The 20462-nt window shown below is 34.8% G+C and carries 23 protein-coding genes and 1 pseudogene; 16 read left to right on the forward strand and 8 right to left on the reverse strand.

What is annotated here, in order from left to right; genetic code table 11:
- Positions 1–3: 3 nt before the first annotated feature.
- Both B5P42_RS22415 and B5P42_RS22420 read right to left on the reverse strand, forming a co-directional pair.
- Positions 4–105, reverse strand: coding sequence for a DUF3948 family protein (locus B5P42_RS22415; protein ID WP_113735263.1), 102 nt, complete (start codon positions 103–105; stop codon positions 4–6).
- A gap of 255 nt (positions 106–360) precedes the next feature.
- A complete protein-coding gene (locus tag B5P42_RS22420) occupies positions 361–1227 on the reverse strand; it encodes a LysR family transcriptional regulator (protein WP_002063480.1) in 867 nt (288 codons plus the stop codon).
- Positions 1228–1354: 127 nt separating this feature from the next.
- Here B5P42_RS22420 and B5P42_RS22425 point away from each other — a divergent pair, with 127 nt between their 5' ends.
- Positions 1355–2323 carry a DMT family transporter gene (locus tag B5P42_RS22425; protein WP_113735264.1) on the forward strand — a complete coding sequence of 323 codons (969 nt, stop codon included), beginning with the start codon at positions 1355–1357 and terminating at the stop codon, positions 2321–2323.
- Between the two features lie 21 nt (positions 2324–2344).
- The gene (locus B5P42_RS22430; RefSeq protein ID WP_002063481.1) at positions 2345–2485 is read left to right on the forward strand and encodes a YrzO family protein; all 141 of its coding nucleotides are present in this window, start codon (positions 2345–2347) and stop codon (positions 2483–2485) included.
- A gap of 69 nt (positions 2486–2554) precedes the next feature.
- Here the strand turns inward: B5P42_RS22430 and B5P42_RS22435 are convergent, their stop codons facing one another.
- Positions 2555–2650 carry a DUF3948 family protein gene (locus tag B5P42_RS22435; protein WP_002124767.1) on the reverse strand — a complete coding sequence of 32 codons (96 nt, stop codon included), beginning with the start codon at positions 2648–2650 and terminating at the stop codon, positions 2555–2557.
- A 336-nt stretch (positions 2651–2986) separates the two neighbouring features.
- Between B5P42_RS22435 and B5P42_RS22440 the strand changes: the two genes are divergently transcribed.
- Positions 2987–3592 carry a lysophospholipid acyltransferase family protein gene (locus tag B5P42_RS22440; RefSeq protein ID WP_002091412.1) on the forward strand — a complete coding sequence of 202 codons (606 nt, stop codon included), beginning with the start codon at positions 2987–2989 and terminating at the stop codon, positions 3590–3592.
- Between the two features lie 71 nt (positions 3593–3663).
- Here the strand turns inward: B5P42_RS22440 and B5P42_RS22445 are convergent, their stop codons facing one another.
- Positions 3664–3756, reverse strand: a complete 93-nt coding sequence (locus B5P42_RS22445) for a DUF3948 family protein (RefSeq protein ID WP_113735265.1) — start codon at positions 3754–3756, stop codon at positions 3664–3666.
- Between the two features lie 305 nt (positions 3757–4061).
- On the opposite strand from B5P42_RS22445, the gene B5P42_RS22450 reads away from it, so the two are divergent.
- From B5P42_RS22450 to B5P42_RS22470, 5 genes are all read left to right on the forward strand, one after another.
- On the forward strand, positions 4062–5039 hold the full coding sequence (locus B5P42_RS22450; RefSeq protein WP_002009913.1) for a LacI family DNA-binding transcriptional regulator: 978 nt from the start codon (positions 4062–4064) through the stop codon (positions 5037–5039).
- A 160-nt stretch (positions 5040–5199) separates the two neighbouring features.
- Positions 5200–5529 (forward strand): PH domain-containing protein, encoded by a 330-nt coding sequence (locus tag B5P42_RS22455; protein ID WP_113735266.1) that lies wholly within the window; start codon positions 5200–5202, stop codon positions 5527–5529.
- Positions 5530–5646: 117 nt separating this feature from the next.
- Positions 5647–6483 carry a YitT family protein gene (locus B5P42_RS22460; RefSeq protein WP_002009911.1) on the forward strand — a complete coding sequence of 279 codons (837 nt, stop codon included), beginning with the start codon at positions 5647–5649 and terminating at the stop codon, positions 6481–6483.
- Positions 6484–6743: 260 nt separating this feature from the next.
- Positions 6744–7100, forward strand: a complete 357-nt coding sequence (locus B5P42_RS22465) for a YxeA family protein (RefSeq protein WP_002029403.1) — start codon at positions 6744–6746, stop codon at positions 7098–7100.
- Between the two features lie 745 nt (positions 7101–7845).
- Positions 7846–8616, forward strand: a complete 771-nt coding sequence (locus B5P42_RS22470; protein WP_113735267.1) for a TatD family hydrolase — start codon at positions 7846–7848, stop codon at positions 8614–8616.
- Positions 8617–8647: 31 nt separating this feature from the next.
- Here the strand turns inward: B5P42_RS22470 and B5P42_RS22475 are convergent, their stop codons facing one another.
- Positions 8648–10297, reverse strand: a complete 1650-nt coding sequence (locus tag B5P42_RS22475; RefSeq protein WP_113735268.1) for a DUF2334 domain-containing protein — start codon at positions 10295–10297, stop codon at positions 8648–8650.
- Between the two features lie 247 nt (positions 10298–10544).
- Here B5P42_RS22475 and B5P42_RS22480 point away from each other — a divergent pair, with 247 nt between their 5' ends.
- Positions 10545–11078: a transglycosylase SLT domain-containing protein gene (locus B5P42_RS22480; protein ID WP_000713256.1), complete on the forward strand. Its 534-nt coding sequence runs from the start codon at positions 10545–10547 to the stop codon at positions 11076–11078.
- An 11-nt stretch (positions 11079–11089) separates the two neighbouring features.
- Here B5P42_RS22480 and B5P42_RS22485 read toward each other — a convergent pair whose 3' ends face one another.
- Together B5P42_RS22485 and B5P42_RS22490 are read right to left on the reverse strand one after the other, a co-directional pair.
- A complete protein-coding gene (locus tag B5P42_RS22485) occupies positions 11090–11884 on the reverse strand; it encodes a DUF4931 domain-containing protein (protein WP_440582327.1) in 795 nt (264 codons plus the stop codon).
- Positions 11885–12019: 135 nt separating this feature from the next.
- On the reverse strand, positions 12020–12148 hold the full coding sequence (locus tag B5P42_RS22490) for a hypothetical protein (protein WP_002029408.1): 129 nt from the start codon (positions 12146–12148) through the stop codon (positions 12020–12022).
- A gap of 420 nt (positions 12149–12568) precedes the next feature.
- Here B5P42_RS22490 and B5P42_RS33175 point away from each other — a divergent pair, with 420 nt between their 5' ends.
- The 7 genes and pseudogenes from B5P42_RS33175 to B5P42_RS22520 all read left to right on the forward strand — a co-directional run bounded on the left by B5P42_RS33175 (position 12569) and on the right by B5P42_RS22520 (position 20156).
- Entirely contained in the window at positions 12569–12703 is a 135-nt protein-coding gene (locus B5P42_RS33175) for an RAxF-45 family protein (protein ID WP_002139888.1), read from the forward strand.
- Between the two features lie 124 nt (positions 12704–12827).
- Entirely contained in the window at positions 12828–14714 is a 1887-nt protein-coding gene (gene abc-f / locus B5P42_RS22495; RefSeq protein ID WP_113735270.1) for a ribosomal protection-like ABC-F family protein, read from the forward strand.
- Positions 14715–14867: 153 nt separating this feature from the next.
- Positions 14868–16062, forward strand: a pseudogene (locus B5P42_RS22500) (sensor histidine kinase).
- Positions 16059–16715, forward strand: coding sequence for a response regulator (locus tag B5P42_RS22505; RefSeq protein WP_113735271.1), 657 nt, complete (start codon positions 16059–16061; stop codon positions 16713–16715). Before B5P42_RS22500 ends, B5P42_RS22505 begins: the two are co-directional and overlap by 4 nt.
- Positions 16716–16853: 138 nt before the next feature.
- A complete protein-coding gene (locus B5P42_RS22510) occupies positions 16854–17786 on the forward strand; it encodes an ABC transporter ATP-binding protein (RefSeq protein WP_113735272.1) in 933 nt (310 codons plus the stop codon).
- Positions 17787–17802: 16 nt separating this feature from the next.
- Complete coding sequence (locus B5P42_RS22515) at positions 17803–18999, forward strand: ABC transporter permease (protein WP_113735273.1); 1197 nt, start codon at positions 17803–17805, stop codon at positions 18997–18999.
- A gap of 11 nt (positions 19000–19010) precedes the next feature.
- A complete protein-coding gene (locus tag B5P42_RS22520) occupies positions 19011–20156 on the forward strand; it encodes an ABC transporter permease (protein ID WP_113735274.1) in 1146 nt (381 codons plus the stop codon).
- A gap of 15 nt (positions 20157–20171) precedes the next feature.
- Here the strand turns inward: B5P42_RS22520 and B5P42_RS22525 are convergent, their stop codons facing one another.
- Positions 20172–20369 carry a hypothetical protein gene (locus B5P42_RS22525; RefSeq protein WP_002115459.1) on the reverse strand — a complete coding sequence of 66 codons (198 nt, stop codon included), beginning with the start codon at positions 20367–20369 and terminating at the stop codon, positions 20172–20174.
- Positions 20370–20462 lie beyond the last annotated feature (93 nt).

Genomic DNA, 20462 nt, shown 5'->3' on the forward strand with positions numbered 1-20462 from the left:
GTGTTAAATAAGACTTTGAGCAAGTGCATAAATGAATGCAGTAAGAAGAGTCGCTCCACTTGCAAGTCCGATAAAGTCTGATTTTTTGAAGGTAATGTTGTTCATCATAATCTCTCCTTATTTGTTTAATGTAGTTGCAACTGCTTTAGCATCGACAAGTGCGGATAGCACCATGCCCATTGTATTGAAAAATTTGTTTGATTTCATTTTGTTCATCATGCGTATCCGCTCCTTTTCGAATTGTTGTTGCCCTGCTTTCTGTCTTAATTATATGAAATATGGCCGCCTGCAACTATCGAATTAGCTTACGGGAGGATTACACTTTTGTAAGAAAAAAAGACATTCATGTAAGAATGTCTTTTAAAGCATATTGATATGATGGTGCTCTTTAATTGTTTTTAAAAAGCTGCGCATCGAATTGGTCATGTAACTATCTTTACGGCGTATGAAAACAGTTGAAATACTGCCGTATTTCTCCGGAATTGGATGGCAGTGGACTTTACCTGCTGTAGAAAGGTGCTGCACCGCAGACTGGGGGACGAGTGTAATCCCAAGACCGAGCGCTACGCTATTTAATATAGTTTCTAATATGTTAAATTCCATAATTCTTTTTGGTAGCAAACCTTCATCTTTAAGCCATCGTTCAAGCTTGGAACGGTATCCACATCCTTGATTAAAAACGAGTAGGGGCGTCGTAGTAAATTCTTCTATATGAAAAGCTTTATTTTGTGTAACAAGCATTAATTTCTCAGTACTAACATCGTATTGTTCAATTAGTGGATGTTTAATAGGACCTGATATAAAGGCGCCATCTAATTGATGATCAAGTACTTCTCTAATAAGTTCTTCCGTTAGACCGGCTTGTAATGATAAATCGACATTTGGATAGCTTTTATAGTAAGAAGACAAGATGGTAGGTAATGTACTGACTGTTTCGACTGTACCAATTTTTAATATGCCAGATGGTGTTTCACTATCTAAAAACACTTGTTTTAGCTCTTCAACATCTTGCAAAATTTTATGAACGTAAACGAGCATTTTTCTTCCTTCAGCTGTTAAAGTCATGCCTCGCTTATGACGGTAAAAGAGAGGTGTTTTCAGCTCGTTTTCTAATTGTTTAATACGTGCGGTTACATTTGATTGTACATAATTTAATTCCTTTGCTGCGCCGCTTACACTACCGCGGTCGGCAACGCTCTGGAAGATTTGTAAGTCTCGTAATTCCATTTTATGCTCCTCCTTGATGTTAACTATCATTATAAATGATAGTTAACATCATTTTGAATCATTTTACGTGATATATTTTTTCTTTTACAATTCTCTTTGTGCAAATAGAAAGAAGCGGGGGATTGTGGTGAGAAAAGGTCAAATGATAATAGGTGCTTTGGCATGTTTAATTGCAAGTATGTCATGGGGAGCGATGTTTCCGGTTGCTGATCATGCGTTAGAATACATAGATCCGTTTTATTTTTCGCTTATTCGCTATGGAGCGGTGGCGATCGTATTGATTGTATTATTGCTAATGAAAGAAGGAAAGAAAGCATTTCGCTTAGAAGGAAGAGGAAAGTTACTCGTCTTTTTTGGAACAATGGCGTTTACCGTATATAATGTATTAATTTTTCTAGGACAAATGTTAATGGGAAAATCAGGTGTAATGGTAGCTTCTATTATGGAGGCACTGATGCCGATGATTTCAATTTGTATTTTATGGGGATATAAAAATATAAAGCCGAAGAAGTATATGATAACGAGCATGATTATCGCGTTTGTAGGGGCTATATTTGTTATTACGAAAGGTGATATGAGTTTCTTTTTAACATTGAAAGATAACATGTTTTCGCTAGCATTTATATTTGTTGGTGTTGTAGGATGGGTGATTTATACGATGGGTGGTCAAACGTGTAGCGATTGGTCAACATTACGCTATTCTACTTTGACATGTGTATTGGGTACAACTGTCACAGGGATTATAACTGTGGTCATTACAGTGCTTGGATATGTATCTGTTCCAAGTATGGAAACGATTTCTATTGTGAAGTATGATTTGTTATTTATGATGACATTACCAGGTATCGTAGCACTACTTGCTTGGAACTACGGTGTGAAAATCTTATCATCAATTAATGGTATTTTATTTATTAACTTTGTGCCAATTACTACGTTAGTTATTATGATGATACAAGGGTATAAAATAACGACATTTGATATTGTAGGAACATTATTTGTTATTGCAGCGCTTATTCGTAATAATGTTTGTCAGAGAAAAGAAGAAAATATAAATAAACAAATTTTGCAAGAAAAGCAATTGCGTCAAGCTGTTTAATAGGCAACTGGAGGATTTTATATGTTAGAAAGTTTATTGTTTTTCTTTGCTGCTGGAGTTGCCTGCGAGCTTGCAGCAATTAATCGAAACGGTCGTAAAAATATAAAACAACAAGCTGAACTGATACAGCTTTTAAAAGACTTGAAGGAAAGAAAAAATTAAAAAGACGACCGGACATAGACGGTCGTCTTTTCTATTATTATTTATATAAAGGGGAAAGGGGACACTAAGTTATATAAGCGTAGCAGCGTAAATGAAAGCAGTAAGAAGAATCGAGCCGCTAGCTAGTCCTAAAAAATCTAATTTATTAAAAGTCATGTTATTCATTATAAATTCTCCTTACTTGTTTAATGTAGAAGCAACAGCTTTTGCATCGATAAGAGCGGAGAATACCATGCACATTGTATTTAAGAAATTGTTCTTTTTCATTTTGTTCATCATATAGATCCGCTCCTTTTCAAATGGTTGTTGTTACTTTCTGACTTAATTGTATAAGATAGTGGAGGGAGCCACTATCGAATTAGCTTACAAGAAAATTACACTTTTGTAAGAATTGAAATTTAACAATAAATACTTATTTTTATTACCAACTCCTAAAACTTAGTGTTATAATCGTTGTAAGAAAATGATTATACTTCGGATATTCAGAAAGGAACGAAACAAATGTATAAACCAATTACATTTTCGTTGAAATATATATTTAAAATGGCTGGGAAGGTAGAAGTACAAGGGAGAGAGAAATTACCGGAAGATGGCCCTTACGTTGTTGCGTGTACACATACAAGTTTTATGGATGTTTTAATGTTAGCGGCAGGAATGTACCCAACCCAAATTCATTACATGGCAAAAAAAGAATTGTTTGAAGGGAAATTTAAAAATTGGTTTTTTAAAAATGTAAATGCATTCCCTGTAGACCGTGCGAATCCAGGGCCAAGCACATTAAAAATTCCATCACGTTTATTAAAAGAAGGAAAAGTAGTAGGGATTTTCCCGAGTGGGACGAGGTCATCAGAAGACGTTTCACTAAAAGCTGGGGCTGTTACGATTGCAATGCGTTCTAACGTTCCGTTAATACCGGCAGCTTATGTTGGTCCATCAAGTATAAAAGAATTGATAAAAGGAAAAAAAGCGCGATTAGTTTTTGGAGACCCAATTCAAATCGATGCTGAAGAACAAATAGATCGAAAAACGGCTATGAAAATGATGACAGATGAATTAAATGCAAAGTTTGAAGAACTAAAAGAAGTTTTGCAGCCAAATCAAAAATAAGAAAAGACGATCGTGCATAGACGGTCGTCTTTTCTATTATTATTTATATAAAGGGGAAAGGGGACACGAAGTTATAGTGTAGCAGCGTAAATGAGAGCAGTAAGAAGAACCGTGCCGTTAGCTAGTCCTAAAAAATCTAATTTATTAAAAGTGATGTTGTTCATAATGCATTCTCCTTACTTGTTTAATGTAGAAGCAGCAGCTTTTGCATCGATAAGAGCGGAAAATACCAAGCTCATTGTATTTAAGAAATTGTTCGTTTTCATTTTGTTCATCATATAGATCCGCTCCTTTTCAAATGGTTGTTGCCCTGTTTCTGACTTAATTATATGAAATGTTGCGGAGAGTCACTATCGAATTAGCTTACAGGAAAATTACACTTTTGTAAGAAAAACGAATGAAAGTGTCATGATGAGAAGATTTGACATATGTTCATGTGATTCATTAAGTTAAAAGTAGAGGTGAGTGTATGGCTAATATTAAAGATATTGCAAAGATGGCTGGGGTTTCAGTTACGACTGTTTCGAGGGTGTTAAATGATCATCCATATGTAAGTGAAGAAAAAAGGAAAGTTGTTTTAGAAATAGTTGAGAAATTGAATTACTCGCAAAATGCAAATGCTGTTCATTTATCAAAAGGGAAGACGAATATTGTTGGCGTGATTTTACCTTATATTAATCATCCGTCTTTTGATGCGATGGTGGGTGGAATGATGGAAGTTGCGTTAGCTCACAACTATCGAGTGCTTCTTTGTCAAACGAACTACAATAAAAAAGAAGAAATGAAAAGTTTACATATGTTGAAAACAAAGCAACTAGACGGTCTTATCATTTGTTCTCGTGCCAATGAGTGGGAAACTATAGAGCCTTATGCAGCGTATGGGGCGGTTATTGCTTGTGAGGATAATGATATTGAAAGCATATCGAGTGTATATACAGATCATTTTAATGCCTTTCAATTAGGGATGAGTTACCTTATTGAAAAAGGTTATAAGAAGATTGGATATTGTACGGGAAGAAAGTTAGGGCCAAGTAGTAAGAAACGTTTTGATGCTTATAAACAACAGCTACAATTAATAGATGAAGAAGTGATGGAAGATCGGATTTTCACAGAATGCTTTACGTTAGAAGATGGTGTAAGAGTTGCACATCAATTCAAGGAGATGGAGAATCCTCCTGAAGCATTAATAGTGGCAGGAGATGAAGTTGCTATTGGGATTATGACAGAAGTTGAAAAATTAGGTATTGAAGTTCCTGAGGATTTAGCGATTATTGGTTTTGATAATCAACCGATTTCTCAAGTTTTACAACTGACAACCATTGACCAAAATTTAAAGGGAATAGGTAAGACTGCTTTTGAAATGTTTTATAGGCAAGTAAGTGATGAGAGTTCTAAACAAGAAAAGATGGAAATTCCGTATAAACTTGTGGAACGCTCTACGGTTTAGTGTTAATCCGTTATGTGTATAATCACATAACGGATTATTTTTTGAAATGTCTTTGACAGGAAACGCGTTTCATAATTTATAAAAGAGTTACACCGGTCTGTAATAATCCATGGATTCTTTTCAAGTGTTAAAACAATGAATAGAATTTGGAGGGATATGCATGAATGAACTTTTATTAAGTATGAAAAAATATGTAGAGGATGACGAAAAGATTTTAGCGTTTGTCGTAGGGATATTTGAAAAGGATGACTTTACTTTATGTTATCAACATGGGATTTTTGTTGCCACTACTAGACGTCTTCTGTTTTACGGGAAATTTTCGTACTATCCTGCGATATTTGAAGAGTATTCATATTTGCATATAGATGACATAGATTTCCGTCCATATTTCGAATGTACTTGTAATCGTGAAACCATTAGAGCTAAGTATATTCAGAGTGGGAATGTGGAGCGCTTTGTCCGTACAGTTAGAGCGAATATGAATAATTAATCACCCCTTTGTTTAAACATAATATCTTGGTCTTTGTGAGGAAAAATGCGGAATAAAAACAACTTCTAAACCTCTAGGAGATAGTGATACAATGTCAAATGGGGGGAGGTATGAACTATGGTTAATCAACGTATAAAGGAAATAACACTAATTACAATTGGTTCATTATTATTCGCAATTGGTATTAATTACTTTGCAATTCCAAACCGTTTATCAGAGGGTGGAATTATTGGTTTAACGGTTGTTACGTACTATTTATTTGATTGGTCACCAGGAATTGTGAATTTTGGTTTGAATGCAATTTTATTAGCTGTAGGTTATAAATTTTTTGATAAGAAAACGATGGTTTACACAATTATAGGTATTGTGGAAACCTCTTTGTTTTTATATGTTACAGAACATATCGAATATCAAGTAAATAGTGATACGTTACTAGCAGCTTTATTTGCTGGTGTATTTGTAGGTATCGGATTAGGCTGTATGTTCAAAGCTGGAGGTACATCAGGAGGATCGGCAATTTTAGCTCGACTAGCAAATCAATATTTAGGTTGGAGCGTTGGTAAAGGCGTACTTATTATTGATATCGTTGTAATTGCGGGTTCTGTATTTATAATAGGACAAGAAAAGGCAATGTATACACTTGTAGCTGTATTTGTCGGAGCGAAAGTAATTGATTTCATCGTGGAAGGTATGGATACAAAAACAGCTGTTACAATCATTTCAAATCAACCGGATTTAATACGTGAAACTATTACAAAAAACATGACACGCGGTGTCACTGTATTAGAAGGACGCGGCGGATATACTGGTAAAAATAAAGAAGTTTTATATATCGTTATTAATAAACAAGAGCTTGTTAAGTTAAAGCAAGTTATTAGTAGAGTTGATGAAGATGCCTTCGTTGTCATTCACGATGTGCGTGATGTACTTGGCGGTGGCTTTAAAGCAAGCTAAAAGGTGAACGAGAAAATTCGTTCATCTTTTTTTATTCCGCATTAACGGGCAGTAGAACTCCCACCTCAAAATTCATCTGGAGCAAAGAAGTTAGGTGGGAGATCAACTGCCCGTAAACGCCCGATTGGTGAGGGCTGATTAAAGTTTCACTTTATTCTTACAAAAATGTAAGGGTAATGTAATGGGATTGAATGGTAGATTAAATTCCTGCTCTTTAGAATGGATGTATAGGTATCCTGCAGAGGAGGAAGATCAGTATTATGAAGAAAAAAATAATTACTACTGTAATAGCTATGGTAGTGATAGTAGTAGTATTACTACCTACGAAACTTGGACCAGTTATTGATAAATATAATCCGCTTTATACGACGAAAGAATACTATACAATTGTGGATGCGATTGGTCAGCATGTCGGTGATGAATGGTATGAATATGAATTTATTGCATTTGATGAACGTGGAAGAGAACAAAAAATAAAGAAGACTGTTAAGCATATGTTAAAGAGAGATGAAGCATTAAAGGTGTACGCAAAAGGACGCTACGGCGAGGCAATTGAAGAAATTGAAGCTGTAAATATTCCTATTAATGCGAAGAGTAAACTTTTAACGATGAGATAGCGAATTATACCCCCGCCTATTTTTTGTCGAAAATAAAAATACTAGGTAGGGGTATTTTAGGTTCGTGAAAAAGCCTTAGTCCATATGGACTAAGGCTTTTCTTATTATATAAAGGGGAAGGGGGTACATTGTAGTAGCATGAGTGAAAGGTATAAGAAGAGTCGGCTACTAGCAATGTAATTTGGTTATGTGAGTGTTCTTCTTATTTGGCTTACTTTCTAACTTTATTGTACGAAATATAGGTAAGGGAAACTATCGAATTACATTACACATAGCTTACAAACATGTAAGCCTTCTGTAATGTAATTCGATGGTTAAAATATAGTAAATTTCATATAGTGTAACTAGAAAGTCTCACTGTATCACTTTCTGTTTGTAATGTTAATGAAGAATGAAAAACCAACTAATTTTTAATAGCCCTCATCTCTATTTAGATGAGGCTCTTTTTCAAACCTTACAACATTGTAAGGTTTACGTAAGTTAATTCGATAGTAATTTTGTCATATTTTTTGCATAATAGATACAAATAGATAAAAAATAATTAGGGATATATTAAGAAGGGAGAAAACGGGGATGCGTAAAGAAGAAGTAGTGAAGTTTCCAATTAAAGATTTTTGTAGCTACTTTACTGTTGCCATAGTATGTATTGGATTATTTGATATAATAACAAATTTAATTGTTAACTAATATAGATGATAAAACAAGAAGGGAGACCCTTTCTTGTTTTTTTTATGGGGGCATAAAGATGAAATGGATTGATAGCCATATACATGTTGATCAATATCAGGATGAAGAGAAAAGTAGATTAATTACAGATGTGGAAAGCAGTAAAGAGATACAAGGGCTTATTGCAGTATCTATGAATTATCAATCATGTCTAGAAACTTTATCTTTAGCAAAGCGATATCCTTTTGTACATCCAGCAATAGGTTTTCATCCGGAGCAGCCCATTTATAAAGAGGAATGTGAGCAAATTTATAAATTAATTGAAGATCATGTAGAGGAAATCGTTGCGATTGGTGAAGTGGGCTTGCCATATTATTTAAGGAAAGAAGATGAAAATATTGCTATTGATCCATACATAGCGGTGTTAAAAAAGTTTGTGGAACTAGCTAGTAAATACGATTTGCCAATTATATTGCATGCGGTTTATGAAGATACTGACACTGTATGTGGTTTACTTGAAGAATATAAAGTTTCGCGTGCACACTTTCATTGGTTTAAAGGAAGTGAAGAGACAATGAAACGGATGATGAGGAACGGTTATTATATTTCTATCACACCGGATGTTTTACATAAGGAGAAAATTAGAAAAATAGTTTCGTATTATCCGCTTGAATATATGATGGTAGAAACAGATGGGCCGTGGGAATTTCAGAAGGATACGATGACACATCCTTATATGATAAAAGATGTATTACAAGAAATTAGTATAATAAAAAAAATATCAGTAGAGAAAGTTACTGAGCAAATATATGCGAATACGGTGCGATTTTATAAAGTTAGTGAGTCATAAAAAAACACCAAGCATCTCGCTTGGTGTTTTTTTATGACTCTAATTTTTTCGCACGTCTTAATAATAAAAGAAAGACAATTATAATGAACCCAATTATAAGGAAGAACCCATATTGTTTTATATAATCAATTATGTCATTCGCACTTGTTGGTTTTTCAACGTGAATGCCTTCTTTATTAGTAGTAATATGAATATCTTTCATTTTTACTTCATTCATGTCTTTTTGTAAATCAATCCACTCTATGTTTGGAATACTTTCTAGTTCTTTTAATACTTCTTTTAATGGTTCAACGCCCAAGTAAGGATGATAAAATGCACCGATAATTCCATTAGATAGTTTAGTGATAGATAAAGCACGTTCTTTCATTTTTGCTATAGCTTGTGGCTTCCCTTCTTCAATAAAGCCAACAGTTTCAGGAATTAATTTCATCCCATGTAAAAATGACGGTGTACTTATATAAGCCGGTGAGTGCATTGATTTCCAAGTTGTATCGTTTAGTTGTATTTGTCCTACATAAGTTGAAAAATATTGTGATAGTATTTCATATCCTTTTTGAGACATTGTATAGTGCGGAGCTTCAAAGGCAACTGGATATAATTTAGCTTCTACAAGCTCTGTAATCCCTTTTTCAATATGATCTTTAATATATTTTTCTTCGAAGGCTTGCCCGTTTTTTACGTATTTATTATAGTCTTCTGTAGACTGAAAATCTTTTTTTGTTTTTGATTTTTCATGGTTTGGTTGGCGAATTGGTTGATCTGTTTTTACATCCCAAAATTCAAAACCTTCGCCAGTTTCACTATCATAAAACTGATGTGTGTAACCATGCATAACGATAGAGCCACCATTATCTTGCATAAAGTGTAAAACATCGATTAATTCAGAGTTATCCTTTAAATGTACTGTTTTTCCTGTGTCTGGATCTTTGTAAACAGGGATAACGGTAATCATATAAGGGAGCTTTTTCTCTTTTAGTAATTCAGCGATTTCTTTTAATTGCTTTACATCTACAGCTGGATGAACGTCTTCAAGACGTAAATAAGCTGAAGTTTTATTTGTTTCAGGTTTTTGTCCGAAATAAGAAAATAACATTTCACCGACGTAATGAGACATCCAATCGAAAAGGTTTGGAGTTGCAACATAATATGATGTTCCTTGCTGAATGATTAACGGATGAGTTCCATCAGCACTCAAGGCGTAAGCAAGAGTTGTTCCTGTTGTTTCAATTTTCTTCATTAAGCGTTCTTCATGTAATTCATTTTTTAACTGGTTAGTCGGATATTCTATAGTGTGAATTCGTATATCGGTTTCTTTCGAGGTAATGAAAGAAAAACGGTTAGATAATTGTTCAACATTTTGTCCTAAAACTAATATGGGACCTGAGAAGTTTTCTAGAAATTGTTTTGCTGCAATAGAAAAATCTTCTTTTTTCTCTCCGATATAAACGATATGTGTATAAGAAGATGAGTTAGTAATTTCATTTATCTCTTTTAAACTTTTCACTGTTATATCTTTTGTAAAGTGCCCTAACTGAGTATTAAGGATTTGTACATTGTTTGTAACTGTATTATTTTCTGTACTATATAAAATAAGTACCTTTGGTTTTGATGATGTTTGTGCGGATGTGTGTACAGGTATGAGTAGTAAAATACTGAACAAGAGTATTAGGCATTTTTTCATTTTGTGTGCTCCTATTCTATATGTAGAATTCAATTTACAATTATATACAAGAAATAAGTTATAGTCCATGTAAGTTACATTTTTGCACGTATTTACCATATGTTTTTTCGCGAAATCGGTCTAAAGCATGATGATAATATGTATAGTACTTTGCTATGATTGAAAGGTAAGAGAATGATAGAGTGTTGGTAATTGTAAAAGAAAGGCTGAAAGGGGACAAATTTCAGCGGAGAAAGAGGTAGAGGTAGTGAAGAAATTCTTTGTAGGATTTTTAGTTGTTCTTGGAGTGTATTTATATTTCCAAGGAAAGTCTGAAGGAATGGGTAAGCTAATGAATGAGACAAGCTATGTTGATTCAGAAGAAGCAAAACAGATGAAACAAATCATTATAGAGGAAGCAAAGAAAGTAAACCTTCCGGAATGGATACCTCTTACAATTGCCGAACATGAAAGTAGGTTAAATCCAAGAAGTGTTGGAGATAACGGAACTTCATTCGGATTGTTTCAATTACACCGCGGTGGTGGGCTTGCGCCAGATCATTTAACTGATGAAGAGCTGAAAGATCCACGTACAAATGCGCAAATTGCAATGCCGCATTTAATGAAAGGTTATAAGCGCGGGGTGCAAAAAGGTTTGACTGATTTTGCATTACTGAAATATATAGCGAATACATCTGGATGGCCAGGGAATTTAGGACCAGAGTGGACGGATAACAATATGAAGTATAACATCGGATTAGAGGATGTATACTATCGAAATAAAGGTGTAATCAAAGAGTAGGTTTTCTATACCTACTCTGTTTTTTTATGAATAATTTCATCCTTTTCTTTCATGAAATACTGCGCTAGTTGTATTTTCACATCTTCTAGTTTTGTAGAAACTTGAGGTATTTTATATCCTACATACAACGGTGAAACGACAAACCTAGGAACAACTTTACAAATGATTTTCCTGTTTAAGTGATAGAAGAATAAGTTATAACTACTACATCCTTTATGGAAATCTGTCAGTATGTAACGTACAGTTTGCTGAATATAATTGGCCATTTCATCTATAAATGCAATATCTTCAATGATGATATTAAATTCAGTAAAGCCGATAATAGGACGCTCTGAAATGTTGAGTTCAATGCGTTCATTTTTTTGAACAATTACCCCTTGGAAATTTGCTTCCTCAATATTTTCAAGATAGTCTACATGTTTCATTCCGATAATTTGCATATGTGCATGATGCAAACTTCCGCCTGAAAATGGACCATGATTTTTGTATAAAATCACAGAAGTGAATTCTTCATTTTCCTGTAAGTTTAACCAATGGAGAATAGAGAAGCGAATTAGTTTTCTCATATGTTCTTCTGTATATGTTGCGATATGGTCTTCGCAATTATCTGTTTCGATTAGCACGGTTTGAAAGGTATCCTTTAATGTAGGGAATTTATTTTTTAACCAAATAATAGAGCCCTCAGTTGCTAAAATATCCGTTAAATTTTCTCTGTCACAAAAAGGACATGCAGTGTTTCTGTTCCGAATACTTTCTGGTTTTTGTTTACCGATATCGTTTAAAAAATATAGTTGTTGTGTATCCATTTGTATATATGCCCCTTTAAAATATATGTAAAAATCCCGCTTAATATATTCGGGAAAAGGAGAAGGAAATCCTTTAAAGGGAATAGGGAAAAATAAAAGACAAGATATCCTCATTGCAATAGGGTACCTTGTCTTTTATTTTTTCTTTAATAGTGTGTATGGATAATATAGAGCATTTTCATTTTGTTTCTTTTTTCTATTTTTTATTGTGTATAAGGCAATTGCTGTACTTGCGATTACAATAATGGCTTTCTTCATATTCATATACCCCTTTTTATTGTTGGTTTAATTCTTGGCTAACTGCTTTCGCATCAACTAAAGCATGTAAGATCATTTTTACCATGTTCATCATAGTTCTTTCCTCCCTTTTATAGTTCGTTTAGTTCTTTTACAACTGCTTGTCCGTTCACTAATACCTCAAAGATTGCTTTTACGATTTCTTTCATCATGATTGTTTCCTCCTTGTTTTTGTCTCTCTTGTTTACATCTTTATTGTATAGGGAGGTATCTTTTCGTACTATCGCTTTCCATTACGTGAACATAACAGTTTTGTAAGATTTGATGTCACTTATTGAAATGTTTAGTCTATCTTCATTATTTTCAGAAAAATGACTATTCAAACATAAATCGGGGAAGTATAATAAAGAAGTAAGTATTAAATTCCGTACGAAAGGAGTGAATGAGATGAAATGTTCTTTAGCTACGCGCGCAAAATTTTTAGATTATATCTATATTTGTCGTGCGATTTTTCATGATGTAGTTGTTAACGGGATACGTATGCCCTTTTTTAACAATTGCATAGTAGCTATTGAACGATAGAAGTCTCTTCACCCATTTTTGATAAACGTGTGAAAAGGGAGCTATTTGGCTTCCTTTTTCTATGACAAAAACCATGGGGAATGTTTCTTTCCCATGGTTTTTTATATTGAAAGGAGTACGGAAAATGACAATTTGTAGTGTAAATAATGTAAAGAAATCTTTTGGTGGAAACATCATATTTGAAAATATATCGCTTGAAATAAAGAATGGAGAACGTATTGGATTAGTTGGTCGTAACGGTAGTGGGAAGACAACTATCTTTCAGCTTTTAACAGGAATTGAGGGTTTGGATGCGGGAGCTATCCATGTGAAGAAAGGTACGCGCATTGGTCATGTAGCACAAATTCCAAAATTTAATAATGAAATGAATGTATATGATGTATTAAGCTCCGCTTTTAAAAAGGAAAAAGAGTTGGAGATAGAAATGCATGCTTTAGAAAAAAATATGGCGGAAGAACAGGAATCATCTGCTTTACAAAAATTGATGGAGAGATACGGAGTAATTCAAGAAAGGTACGCGTTTCTCGGTGGTTATGAAATAGAAGCGAATATTATGAAGGTAGCAAATGGTCTACAGGTGACGGAACTATTTCCAAGATCATTTATGGAGTTAAGTGGTGGAGAACAAACAAAAGTAAGCCTTGCGTATATGCTATTGCAGAAACCAGATCTACTTTTGTTAGATGAACCAACAAATCATTTGGACTTATTTGCAGCCGAGTGGTTAGAGCAATTTCTAAAAGAATATACAGGAACAGTTATGGTCATTTCGCACGATCGCTATTTCCTTGATGAAGTTGTAACGAAAATTTTTGATTTAGAAGATGGAGAAATTCACGTATATCATACGAACTATTCACAGTTTGTTGAGGAAAAGGAAGAAAGGCTGCTTCAAGAATTTCAAGCGTATCAAGAACAGCAAAAGAAAATAAAAAAAATGAAAGAAGCAATTAAGCGTCTACGTGAATGGGCAAATCAAGCGAATCCGCCGAATGAAGGATTGCATAAGAGAGCGAGAAATATGGAACGTGCATTAGAGCGCATAGAGAAACTAAAGAGACCCATTTTGGATAGAAAACAGATGGGACTTCAGTTTGAAGGGCAAGAGAGAAGCGGGAAAGATGTTGTTGTAATGAAAGAAGTGAGTAAAGGATTTGCTGAAAGATCTTTATTCGAGAAAGTAAATTTGCATATTCGTTTTCAGGAGCGCGCAGCTATCGTTGGACGTAATGGTACAGGAAAGACTACGTTATTAAAACTATTACTAAAAGAAATGCAGCAAGATGCTGGAGAAATTCGGATTGGTAGTAGTGTGAAAATCGGTTATTTATCGCAACATGCGTACGGGAATATGAAGAACAATGTATTGGAAGCTTTCAGAGATTGCGTGGCTGTAACAGAGGGAGAAGCAAGACATATATTAGCTCGTTTCTTATTTTATGGTCCAGCTGTTTTTAAGAAAGTAACACAACTTAGCGGTGGAGAAAAAATGAGGTTAAGGCTCGCGCAACTTATGTATCAAGATGTTAACTTTCTTATTTTAGATGAACCGACGAATCATCTTGATATTGAATCAAGGGAGGTTTTAGAGGAGGCCCTTGAACAATATAATGGGACGATTTTAGCTGTTTCACATGATCGTTATTTCTTAAATAAATTGTTTGAAAAGACATATTGGATTGATGAGCACAAATTATTTGAGTTTGCAGGGAACTATGCATGGGCTCGTCAAAAGTGGGAAGAAAGAATTGAGAAACAAGTAGTAAAACAGAAGCAGCAACAGCAAGGGAATAAAGCGTTAGAAGTAATGCCTATAAAAAAGAAGAAGTCTAGGGATTTAGAGGCAGTTGAAAATGAGTTAATGCATATAGAAGAAGATATATATGCACTCGAATGTAAAATGGAAAATGTGGTTGATGTTGAAATGCTTGAACAATTATATGAAGAAAAAACGAAAAAAGAGTTTTTACGAGCGGAGTTATATAATGAGTTAGAGAATATTGTGGAGTAAAGAAAATAGAATGAAAAAGAGCAAGTTGTTTCCTCATATTTTGGGGGAGGGCTTGCTCTTTTTAGTATAATGAAAGCGGAAAAATTGGTATAATTTTCTTGCTGCTGTGATAATAGAATGAACTTTAGGTCACTAAAACGTGGGGAGAATTTTATGTTAGGATATGCGCGGATTGCTACAATCATCATGATTTGCTTAGTTTACGCAAATCATGTTTCACGTGAAACAGAAAATTTACAAATTTTTGTCGGTATTGCACTTTTTATTTATATTGTGAATCATATTTTGCTTGTAAAAGCAAAAGGGAGTAGGAAACTTGTTTTTTATACCTTGCTCACAAACGGTATTGTCACAGCGTTATTAGGGTTTTTATTTCCCGAGACATGTTTGTATTTAATTATATTTGGAATTGATGCGGTAGGATTATTTATTCATGATTGGCGTAAAAGGATGACTTATTTTTTTATCGCTTTTTTCTTTCTTTGTTGGTTTATAAATATACTACATACGTATCAACATACAGAGAGTCTGGAATTGGAGAGTAATGCAATTAACTTTATGTTTATCATTTTCAGTGCTTTAGCTGGAAACTTAATAAAAAAACTTACAGCTGCTCGGCAAATGGTAGATGAGCAATATGGGGAATTAGCATTATCTCATACAGCTTTAAAAGAAGCACATGAGCAATTACGTCTATATGCAAAAGAGGTAGAAGAATTGACAGCTGTTCGGGAGCGAAATGATATTGCCCGAGAAATTCATGATACTGTTGGTCATAATATGACGGCATTACTTGTTCAGTTACAACTGGCGGAGGTTTTATGGAAACAAAAATCGGACGCTACAGAAGAGGTTTTACATACATGCCATGGGTTAGCTAGAAAATCACTTCAAGAAGTGAGAGCTTCTGTGCATGCCTTAAAAGAGGAAAGTAAACTAGGGAACATAATAGAGAATATGCGTGAAATGTTACATGGATATTCTAAAGTGACGAAAGTACAAGTATCTTTTCAATTACAAGGAGATCCGGTTTTGATTCCGTTGTCACTACAGCCTACGTTGCTTCGTATTATACAAGAGTCTTTAACGAATGCAAAACGTCACAGGAAAAGCTAGTTTATGTGAAGTAAGTTTAGTTTGTTCAGTGGAACAAGTTAAGTTATGTATTTTGGATAATGGTATGGGAGTCAATGAAGTAAGCCCTGGATTTGGCTTACTTAATATGAAAGAACGTGTAGAGGAGCATGGTGGAATCATTCAATTTGAAAGTGAAATAGAAAAAGGTTTTCGCCTAAAAATCGAATTTCCACTCCGAGAAAAAACATGGGTAATAGGGGGAGCGTTATGATTCGAATTATGATTGTTGATGATCAATCACTGATTCGTGATGGATTGGCAATGATATTAAATTCACGTCCGGAACTGGAAGTGGTAGGGACGGCTAGTGATGGGGATGAAGTCGTACAAAAGGTGAAACAATTACAGCCTGAAATTCTTTTGATGGATATTCGGATGCCTCGTATGAATGGTGTTGAAGGAACTCATTTAGTTAGAGAAAAGTTTCCTTATATAAAGGTTCTTATGTTAACAACTTTTAGTGATAGTGAGCTTATTTTTGAGGCATTAGAGCAAGGAGCGAGTGGTTATTTATTGAAGGATATGGAGACAGATGCAATCGCGCAAGCAATTTTAACGGTGCATAGTGGCGGGGTTGTGCTTCCTCAGGATATAACAGCGCAAATTATAGAGGAATTAAAAAAGACGAAAGTGGCAGTAGAGTGTAACCCACCAGAACAACTAAAACAATTAACTGAGCGAGAAGTAGATGTTTTAAGAGCAATTGGACTGGGGTTAAATAATAAAGAGATTGCCGAAAAGCTATTTATTACAGAGGGAACTGTTAAGAATCACGTTTCTAATTTAATTAGTAAGCTAGAACTGAGAGATCGAACGCAAGCAGCGATATACGCAGTAAGGTATGGCGTCACGATGTACACATGACTTTTGGCATATATAAGTGTGAAAAAGCAGCGGAATTTGCTGCTTTTTTATTTTGTATTTCTATCTCAAGGGTGATGGAGAGAAGAAGAAATTTTTCTACAATGAAAGTGTAGATGAATACAAAGGGGCTGAATCAATATGTTAGTCATAGATCATATTACGAAATCATTTGGCAAGAAGGAAATCGTAAAGAATGTTTCTTTTGAAGTGAAAAAAGGTGAAACATTTGGATTGCTTGGACCAAACGGAGCGGGGAAATCAACGACGATATCAATGATTTGCGGGTTAATTCCATACGATAGTGGTGATATAAAAGTTGGTGGGAAATCTGTAAAAGAGTATCCATTAGAAGCGAAAAAGAAAATCGGTATTGTCCCGCAAGACATTGCGCTGTATCCGACACTTTCAGCAAAGGAAAATTTAATTTTTTGGGGAAAGATGTACGGTTTAAATGGGAAAGTTGCAAAAGAGCGAGCAGAGGAAGTGTTAGCTTACGTCGGTTTACAGGATCGGGGAAAAGATAAAATTGAAACATTTTCAGGTGGAATGAAAAGGCGTATTAATATTGGTGCAGCACTTATGCACGAACCAGAGTTATTAATTATGGATGAACCGACAGTCGGGATTGATCCGCAATCGAGAAATCATATTTTAGAGACTGTTAAAAAGTTAAATGAAAAAGGTATGACGGTCATTTATACGAGTCATTACATGGAAGAAGTTGAGTATTTATGTGAGCGAATTGCCATCGTTGATCATGGAAAGGTAATTGCACTAGGAACGAAAAGAGAGCTATGTAATCGTCTAACAGATGGGGTTATGGTGAAATTGCAATTAAATCGCTACAGTACGGAACTGTTACAAAAGTTGAAGGCACTACCTGTTGTTGAGCGGATTATTTTTGACGAAGATAGTAGCACGATTGATATTGGACTAAATGGTGGCGAGGCAATTGGCATAGTTGTTTCAGAAGTTGTTGAAAACAAAGCTCAAATTTTAAAACTGGAAGTAAAAGAACCGAATTTAGAGGCACTTTTTTTACAATTAACAGGACGTTCACTTCGTGATTAAGGGGGGTTAGTACGAGATGAGAAGTTTCATTATTGCATGGAAAGACTTAAAAATCCGTTTAATTGATCGGCGCGGATTTATGATGATGTTAATTATGCCACTTGTATTAACGGCCATTTTAGGTTCAGCATTAAGTAATGTATTTGAGAGTGGTGGACTACCGAAAACAGTAATTGGCTATTATCAAGAGGGAACGGATGAGTTTGCAGATGTCTTTCAAAAAGATGTATTGCAATCTAAAGAAATAAAAGATGATGTGAAAGTAAAGGTAGTTAACTCTCGGGAAGAGCTTGAAGATATGTTAAAGGAAAAGAAAATAGATGTAGGAATTGTCATCCCAAATAAATGGAGCGAACAAGTACAAGATGGAAAATTAAAAGAACCAAAGGTGCTTATAGACCCATCAAAAGATATACAAGCGAAAATTGCTGAGTCAATGATCCGCTCTTTTTCAGAACGTGTTCAAACAGTCGCAGTATCTACTAAAAGTGTTGTAACAGAATTAGCAAAATCTCAGCAGAGTGATGTAGCACAAGTTGCAAAAGAGGTAAGTGGAAGTCTACAGACGATAGCAACTGCAAGTGTGGATAACATCCAAAAAGGAACGATAGGTAAAAAAACAGTTGCAGCGATGCAATATTATGCAGCAGCAATGTTAGTCATGTTTTTACTATATAACATAACAGTAGGTGCAAAGTCAGTTGTAACAGAGCAACGAACTGAAACGTTGGCACGTTTGTTCAGTACACCGACGAGCTCATTTTCAATTTTATTCGGGAAGTTTTTAGGTACATTACTATTTGCCTGTATACAATTTGGAATATTTATAGTTGCTACACGCTTTATGTTTCATGTGGAATGGGGCGAAGATGTGTCTCAAATAGTAGTGTTGGGAATTTCTTATGCAATTTGTGTTTCTGGTTTATCTATGTTAATCGCCGCTTTTATTCGTGAGGAAAAAACGGCAGATTTAATGGGGGGAATCGGTATTCAAACACTAGCTATATTAGGAGGATCAATGTTACCGATTTACGTATTTCCCGATACACTTCAAGCAGTTGCGAATATTGCTCCGAATAAATGGGCACTTACGAGCTTTTTAAATATTATGTCGGGAACATCTTGGGATGTGCTATTCCCTGTCATTTTAAGTTTATGTAGTGCAGGAATTATCTCCGTTATGATTGGAACGTTACGTTTACGTACGAGATAGGAGGGGAAATGATGAAGAAAGTTTGGGCGCTTTGTTGGCTAGAATTAAAACAAATTTTAATTAAGCCACAAAGTTATATACTCATGTTTGGAATGCCTATTATTTTTACACTCATTTTCGGTGGACTTTTAGGCGGAAGTGGGAATGAGAAAGTAAATATTAGTTTAGTAGATAAAGATGGTTCTGTATTATCTGGCAAGTATTATGAGGAAATAAAGAAAAGTGATTTAATTTCTATAGAAAAGGTAACGTATAGGGAAGGGACACAGAGGATCGAAGATAAGAAAGCATCTGGTATAATCATCATTCCGAAAGATTTTCAAAAGAGTATGCTAGATGGAAAAGTAGAAAATATCCAATTTCAAGCCAGTGCTGATTTTACGGGTGGAACTTCTGTAGAGCAAGTATTAGCAAGTGCATTAAAAAAGATGGAGATAGAAGTTAGTGCAGCAAGAGATTTTGAGAAGAAAAGTAACACTTCGTGGGAAAAGATGTATGAAACAATTTATACAAAAATAGATCCTGTTTCGATTCAAAAAGAATTGATTTTACACGATGATCAAAAGTTAAATAACGTTACAGGGCGAGCGGCAGGTTTTTCAATTCTATTCGTCATGATTGTCATGTTAAGTGCGACGGGAACTATTTTGAAAGCTAGACAACTTGGTGTTTGGTCTCGTTTATTAGGGGCACCAGTTTCAAAAGTTCAAATACTAGCAGGATATATCCTTTCCTTCTTTTTAATAGGGTGGATTCAATTTGGTGTTTTAATGATATTAACGCATTCATTATTTGATGTGCAGTGGGGAAATTTATTAGGGGTTATTACACTCGTTTCAGTATTGCTATTAGCGGTTATTGGTCTAGCTTTATTATTGGCAAGTATCGTGAAAACAACAGAACAGCAGTCCGGACTAGGGAATATCGTTGTAATTTCAACGTGTATGATTAGTGGTCTTTATTGGCCAATTGAAATTGAGCCTTCATGGATGCAAGCGGTGGCAAATTTTGTTCCGCAAACGTGGGCGATGCGTGGCTTTACTGAGTTAATTGTAAGGGGAGGTACATTAGCAGATATAGGAGGATATATTGGTATACTCATTTTATTTGCAGGAGTATTTTTCGTAATTGGTTTAACAAGAATACGTTATGACTGAAAAAAGAAAGCAGAGTTACAGCTTTACGCGCTGAACTCTGCTTTCTTTTTGTGTGGTATCTTCCCTCGTTGAAATTATAATAGCGATCCCGAGCATAATAAAAAAAGCTAAAAAGAGGACGAACTTTGGGAAGAAAGGGAACAGTAATAACGCCCCGACTATTATGATTGTTAATAATACATAGTGCAGGACATATTGGAATAGGTTGTCCATATTTTCGCCCCCTTCTTGGTAGTTAATTGTTATTATTCTATGCTGGGCTATTAGGTAATAGAAGGTGTTTTTTATTTTTTGAAAGAAATCAAT

It is taken from the genome of Bacillus sp. SRB_331 (genome assembly GCF_003264175.1).
Classification (GTDB): domain Bacteria; phylum Bacillota; class Bacilli; order Bacillales; family Bacillaceae_G; genus Bacillus_A; species Bacillus_A mycoides.

What these genes read in the sequence shown, in the direction of transcription:
- B5P42_RS22415 (WP_113735263.1), bottom strand. Translation starts at nt 105, where the DNA reads ATGAACAACATTACCTTCAAAAAATCAGACTTTATCGGACTTGCAAGT.
- B5P42_RS22420 (WP_002063480.1), bottom strand. Translation starts at nt 1,227, where the DNA reads ATGGAATTACGAGACTTACAAATCTTCCAGAGCGTTGCCGACCGCGGT.
- B5P42_RS22430 (WP_002063481.1), top strand. Translation starts at nt 2,345, where the DNA reads ATGTTAGAAAGTTTATTGTTTTTCTTTGCTGCTGGAGTTGCCTGCGAG.
- B5P42_RS22435 (WP_002124767.1), bottom strand. Translation starts at nt 2,650, where the DNA reads ATGAATAACATGACTTTTAATAAATTAGATTTTTTAGGACTAGCTAGC.
- B5P42_RS22440 (WP_002091412.1), top strand. Translation starts at nt 2,987, where the DNA reads ATGTATAAACCAATTACATTTTCGTTGAAATATATATTTAAAATGGCT.
- B5P42_RS22445 (WP_113735265.1), bottom strand. Translation starts at nt 3,756, where the DNA reads ATGAACAACATCACTTTTAATAAATTAGATTTTTTAGGACTAGCTAAC.
- B5P42_RS22450 (WP_002009913.1), top strand. Translation starts at nt 4,062, where the DNA reads ATGGCTAATATTAAAGATATTGCAAAGATGGCTGGGGTTTCAGTTACG.
- B5P42_RS22455 (WP_113735266.1), top strand. Translation starts at nt 5,200, where the DNA reads ATGAATGAACTTTTATTAAGTATGAAAAAATATGTAGAGGATGACGAA.
- B5P42_RS22460 (WP_002009911.1), top strand. Translation starts at nt 5,647, where the DNA reads ATGGTTAATCAACGTATAAAGGAAATAACACTAATTACAATTGGTTCA.
- B5P42_RS22465 (WP_002029403.1), top strand. Translation starts at nt 6,744, where the DNA reads ATGAAGAAAAAAATAATTACTACTGTAATAGCTATGGTAGTGATAGTA.
- B5P42_RS22470 (WP_113735267.1), top strand. Translation starts at nt 7,846, where the DNA reads ATGAAATGGATTGATAGCCATATACATGTTGATCAATATCAGGATGAA.
- B5P42_RS22475 (WP_113735268.1), bottom strand. Translation starts at nt 10,297, where the DNA reads ATGAAAAAATGCCTAATACTCTTGTTCAGTATTTTACTACTCATACCT.
- B5P42_RS22485 (WP_440582327.1), bottom strand. Translation starts at nt 11,884, where the DNA reads ATGGATACACAACAACTATATTTTTTAAACGATATCGGTAAACAAAAA.
- B5P42_RS22490 (WP_002029408.1), bottom strand. Translation starts at nt 12,148, where the DNA reads ATGAATATGAAGAAAGCCATTATTGTAATCGCAAGTACAGCAATTGCC.
- B5P42_RS33175 (WP_002139888.1), top strand. Translation starts at nt 12,569, where the DNA reads ATGAAATGTTCTTTAGCTACGCGCGCAAAATTTTTAGATTATATCTAT.
- abc-f (WP_113735270.1), top strand. Translation starts at nt 12,828, where the DNA reads ATGACAATTTGTAGTGTAAATAATGTAAAGAAATCTTTTGGTGGAAAC.
- B5P42_RS22505 (WP_113735271.1), top strand. Translation starts at nt 16,059, where the DNA reads ATGATTCGAATTATGATTGTTGATGATCAATCACTGATTCGTGATGGA.
- B5P42_RS22510 (WP_113735272.1), top strand. Translation starts at nt 16,854, where the DNA reads ATGTTAGTCATAGATCATATTACGAAATCATTTGGCAAGAAGGAAATC.
- B5P42_RS22515 (WP_113735273.1), top strand. Translation starts at nt 17,803, where the DNA reads ATGAGAAGTTTCATTATTGCATGGAAAGACTTAAAAATCCGTTTAATT.
- B5P42_RS22520 (WP_113735274.1), top strand. Translation starts at nt 19,011, where the DNA reads ATGAAGAAAGTTTGGGCGCTTTGTTGGCTAGAATTAAAACAAATTTTA.
- B5P42_RS22525 (WP_002115459.1), bottom strand. Translation starts at nt 20,369, where the DNA reads ATGGACAACCTATTCCAATATGTCCTGCACTATGTATTATTAACAATC.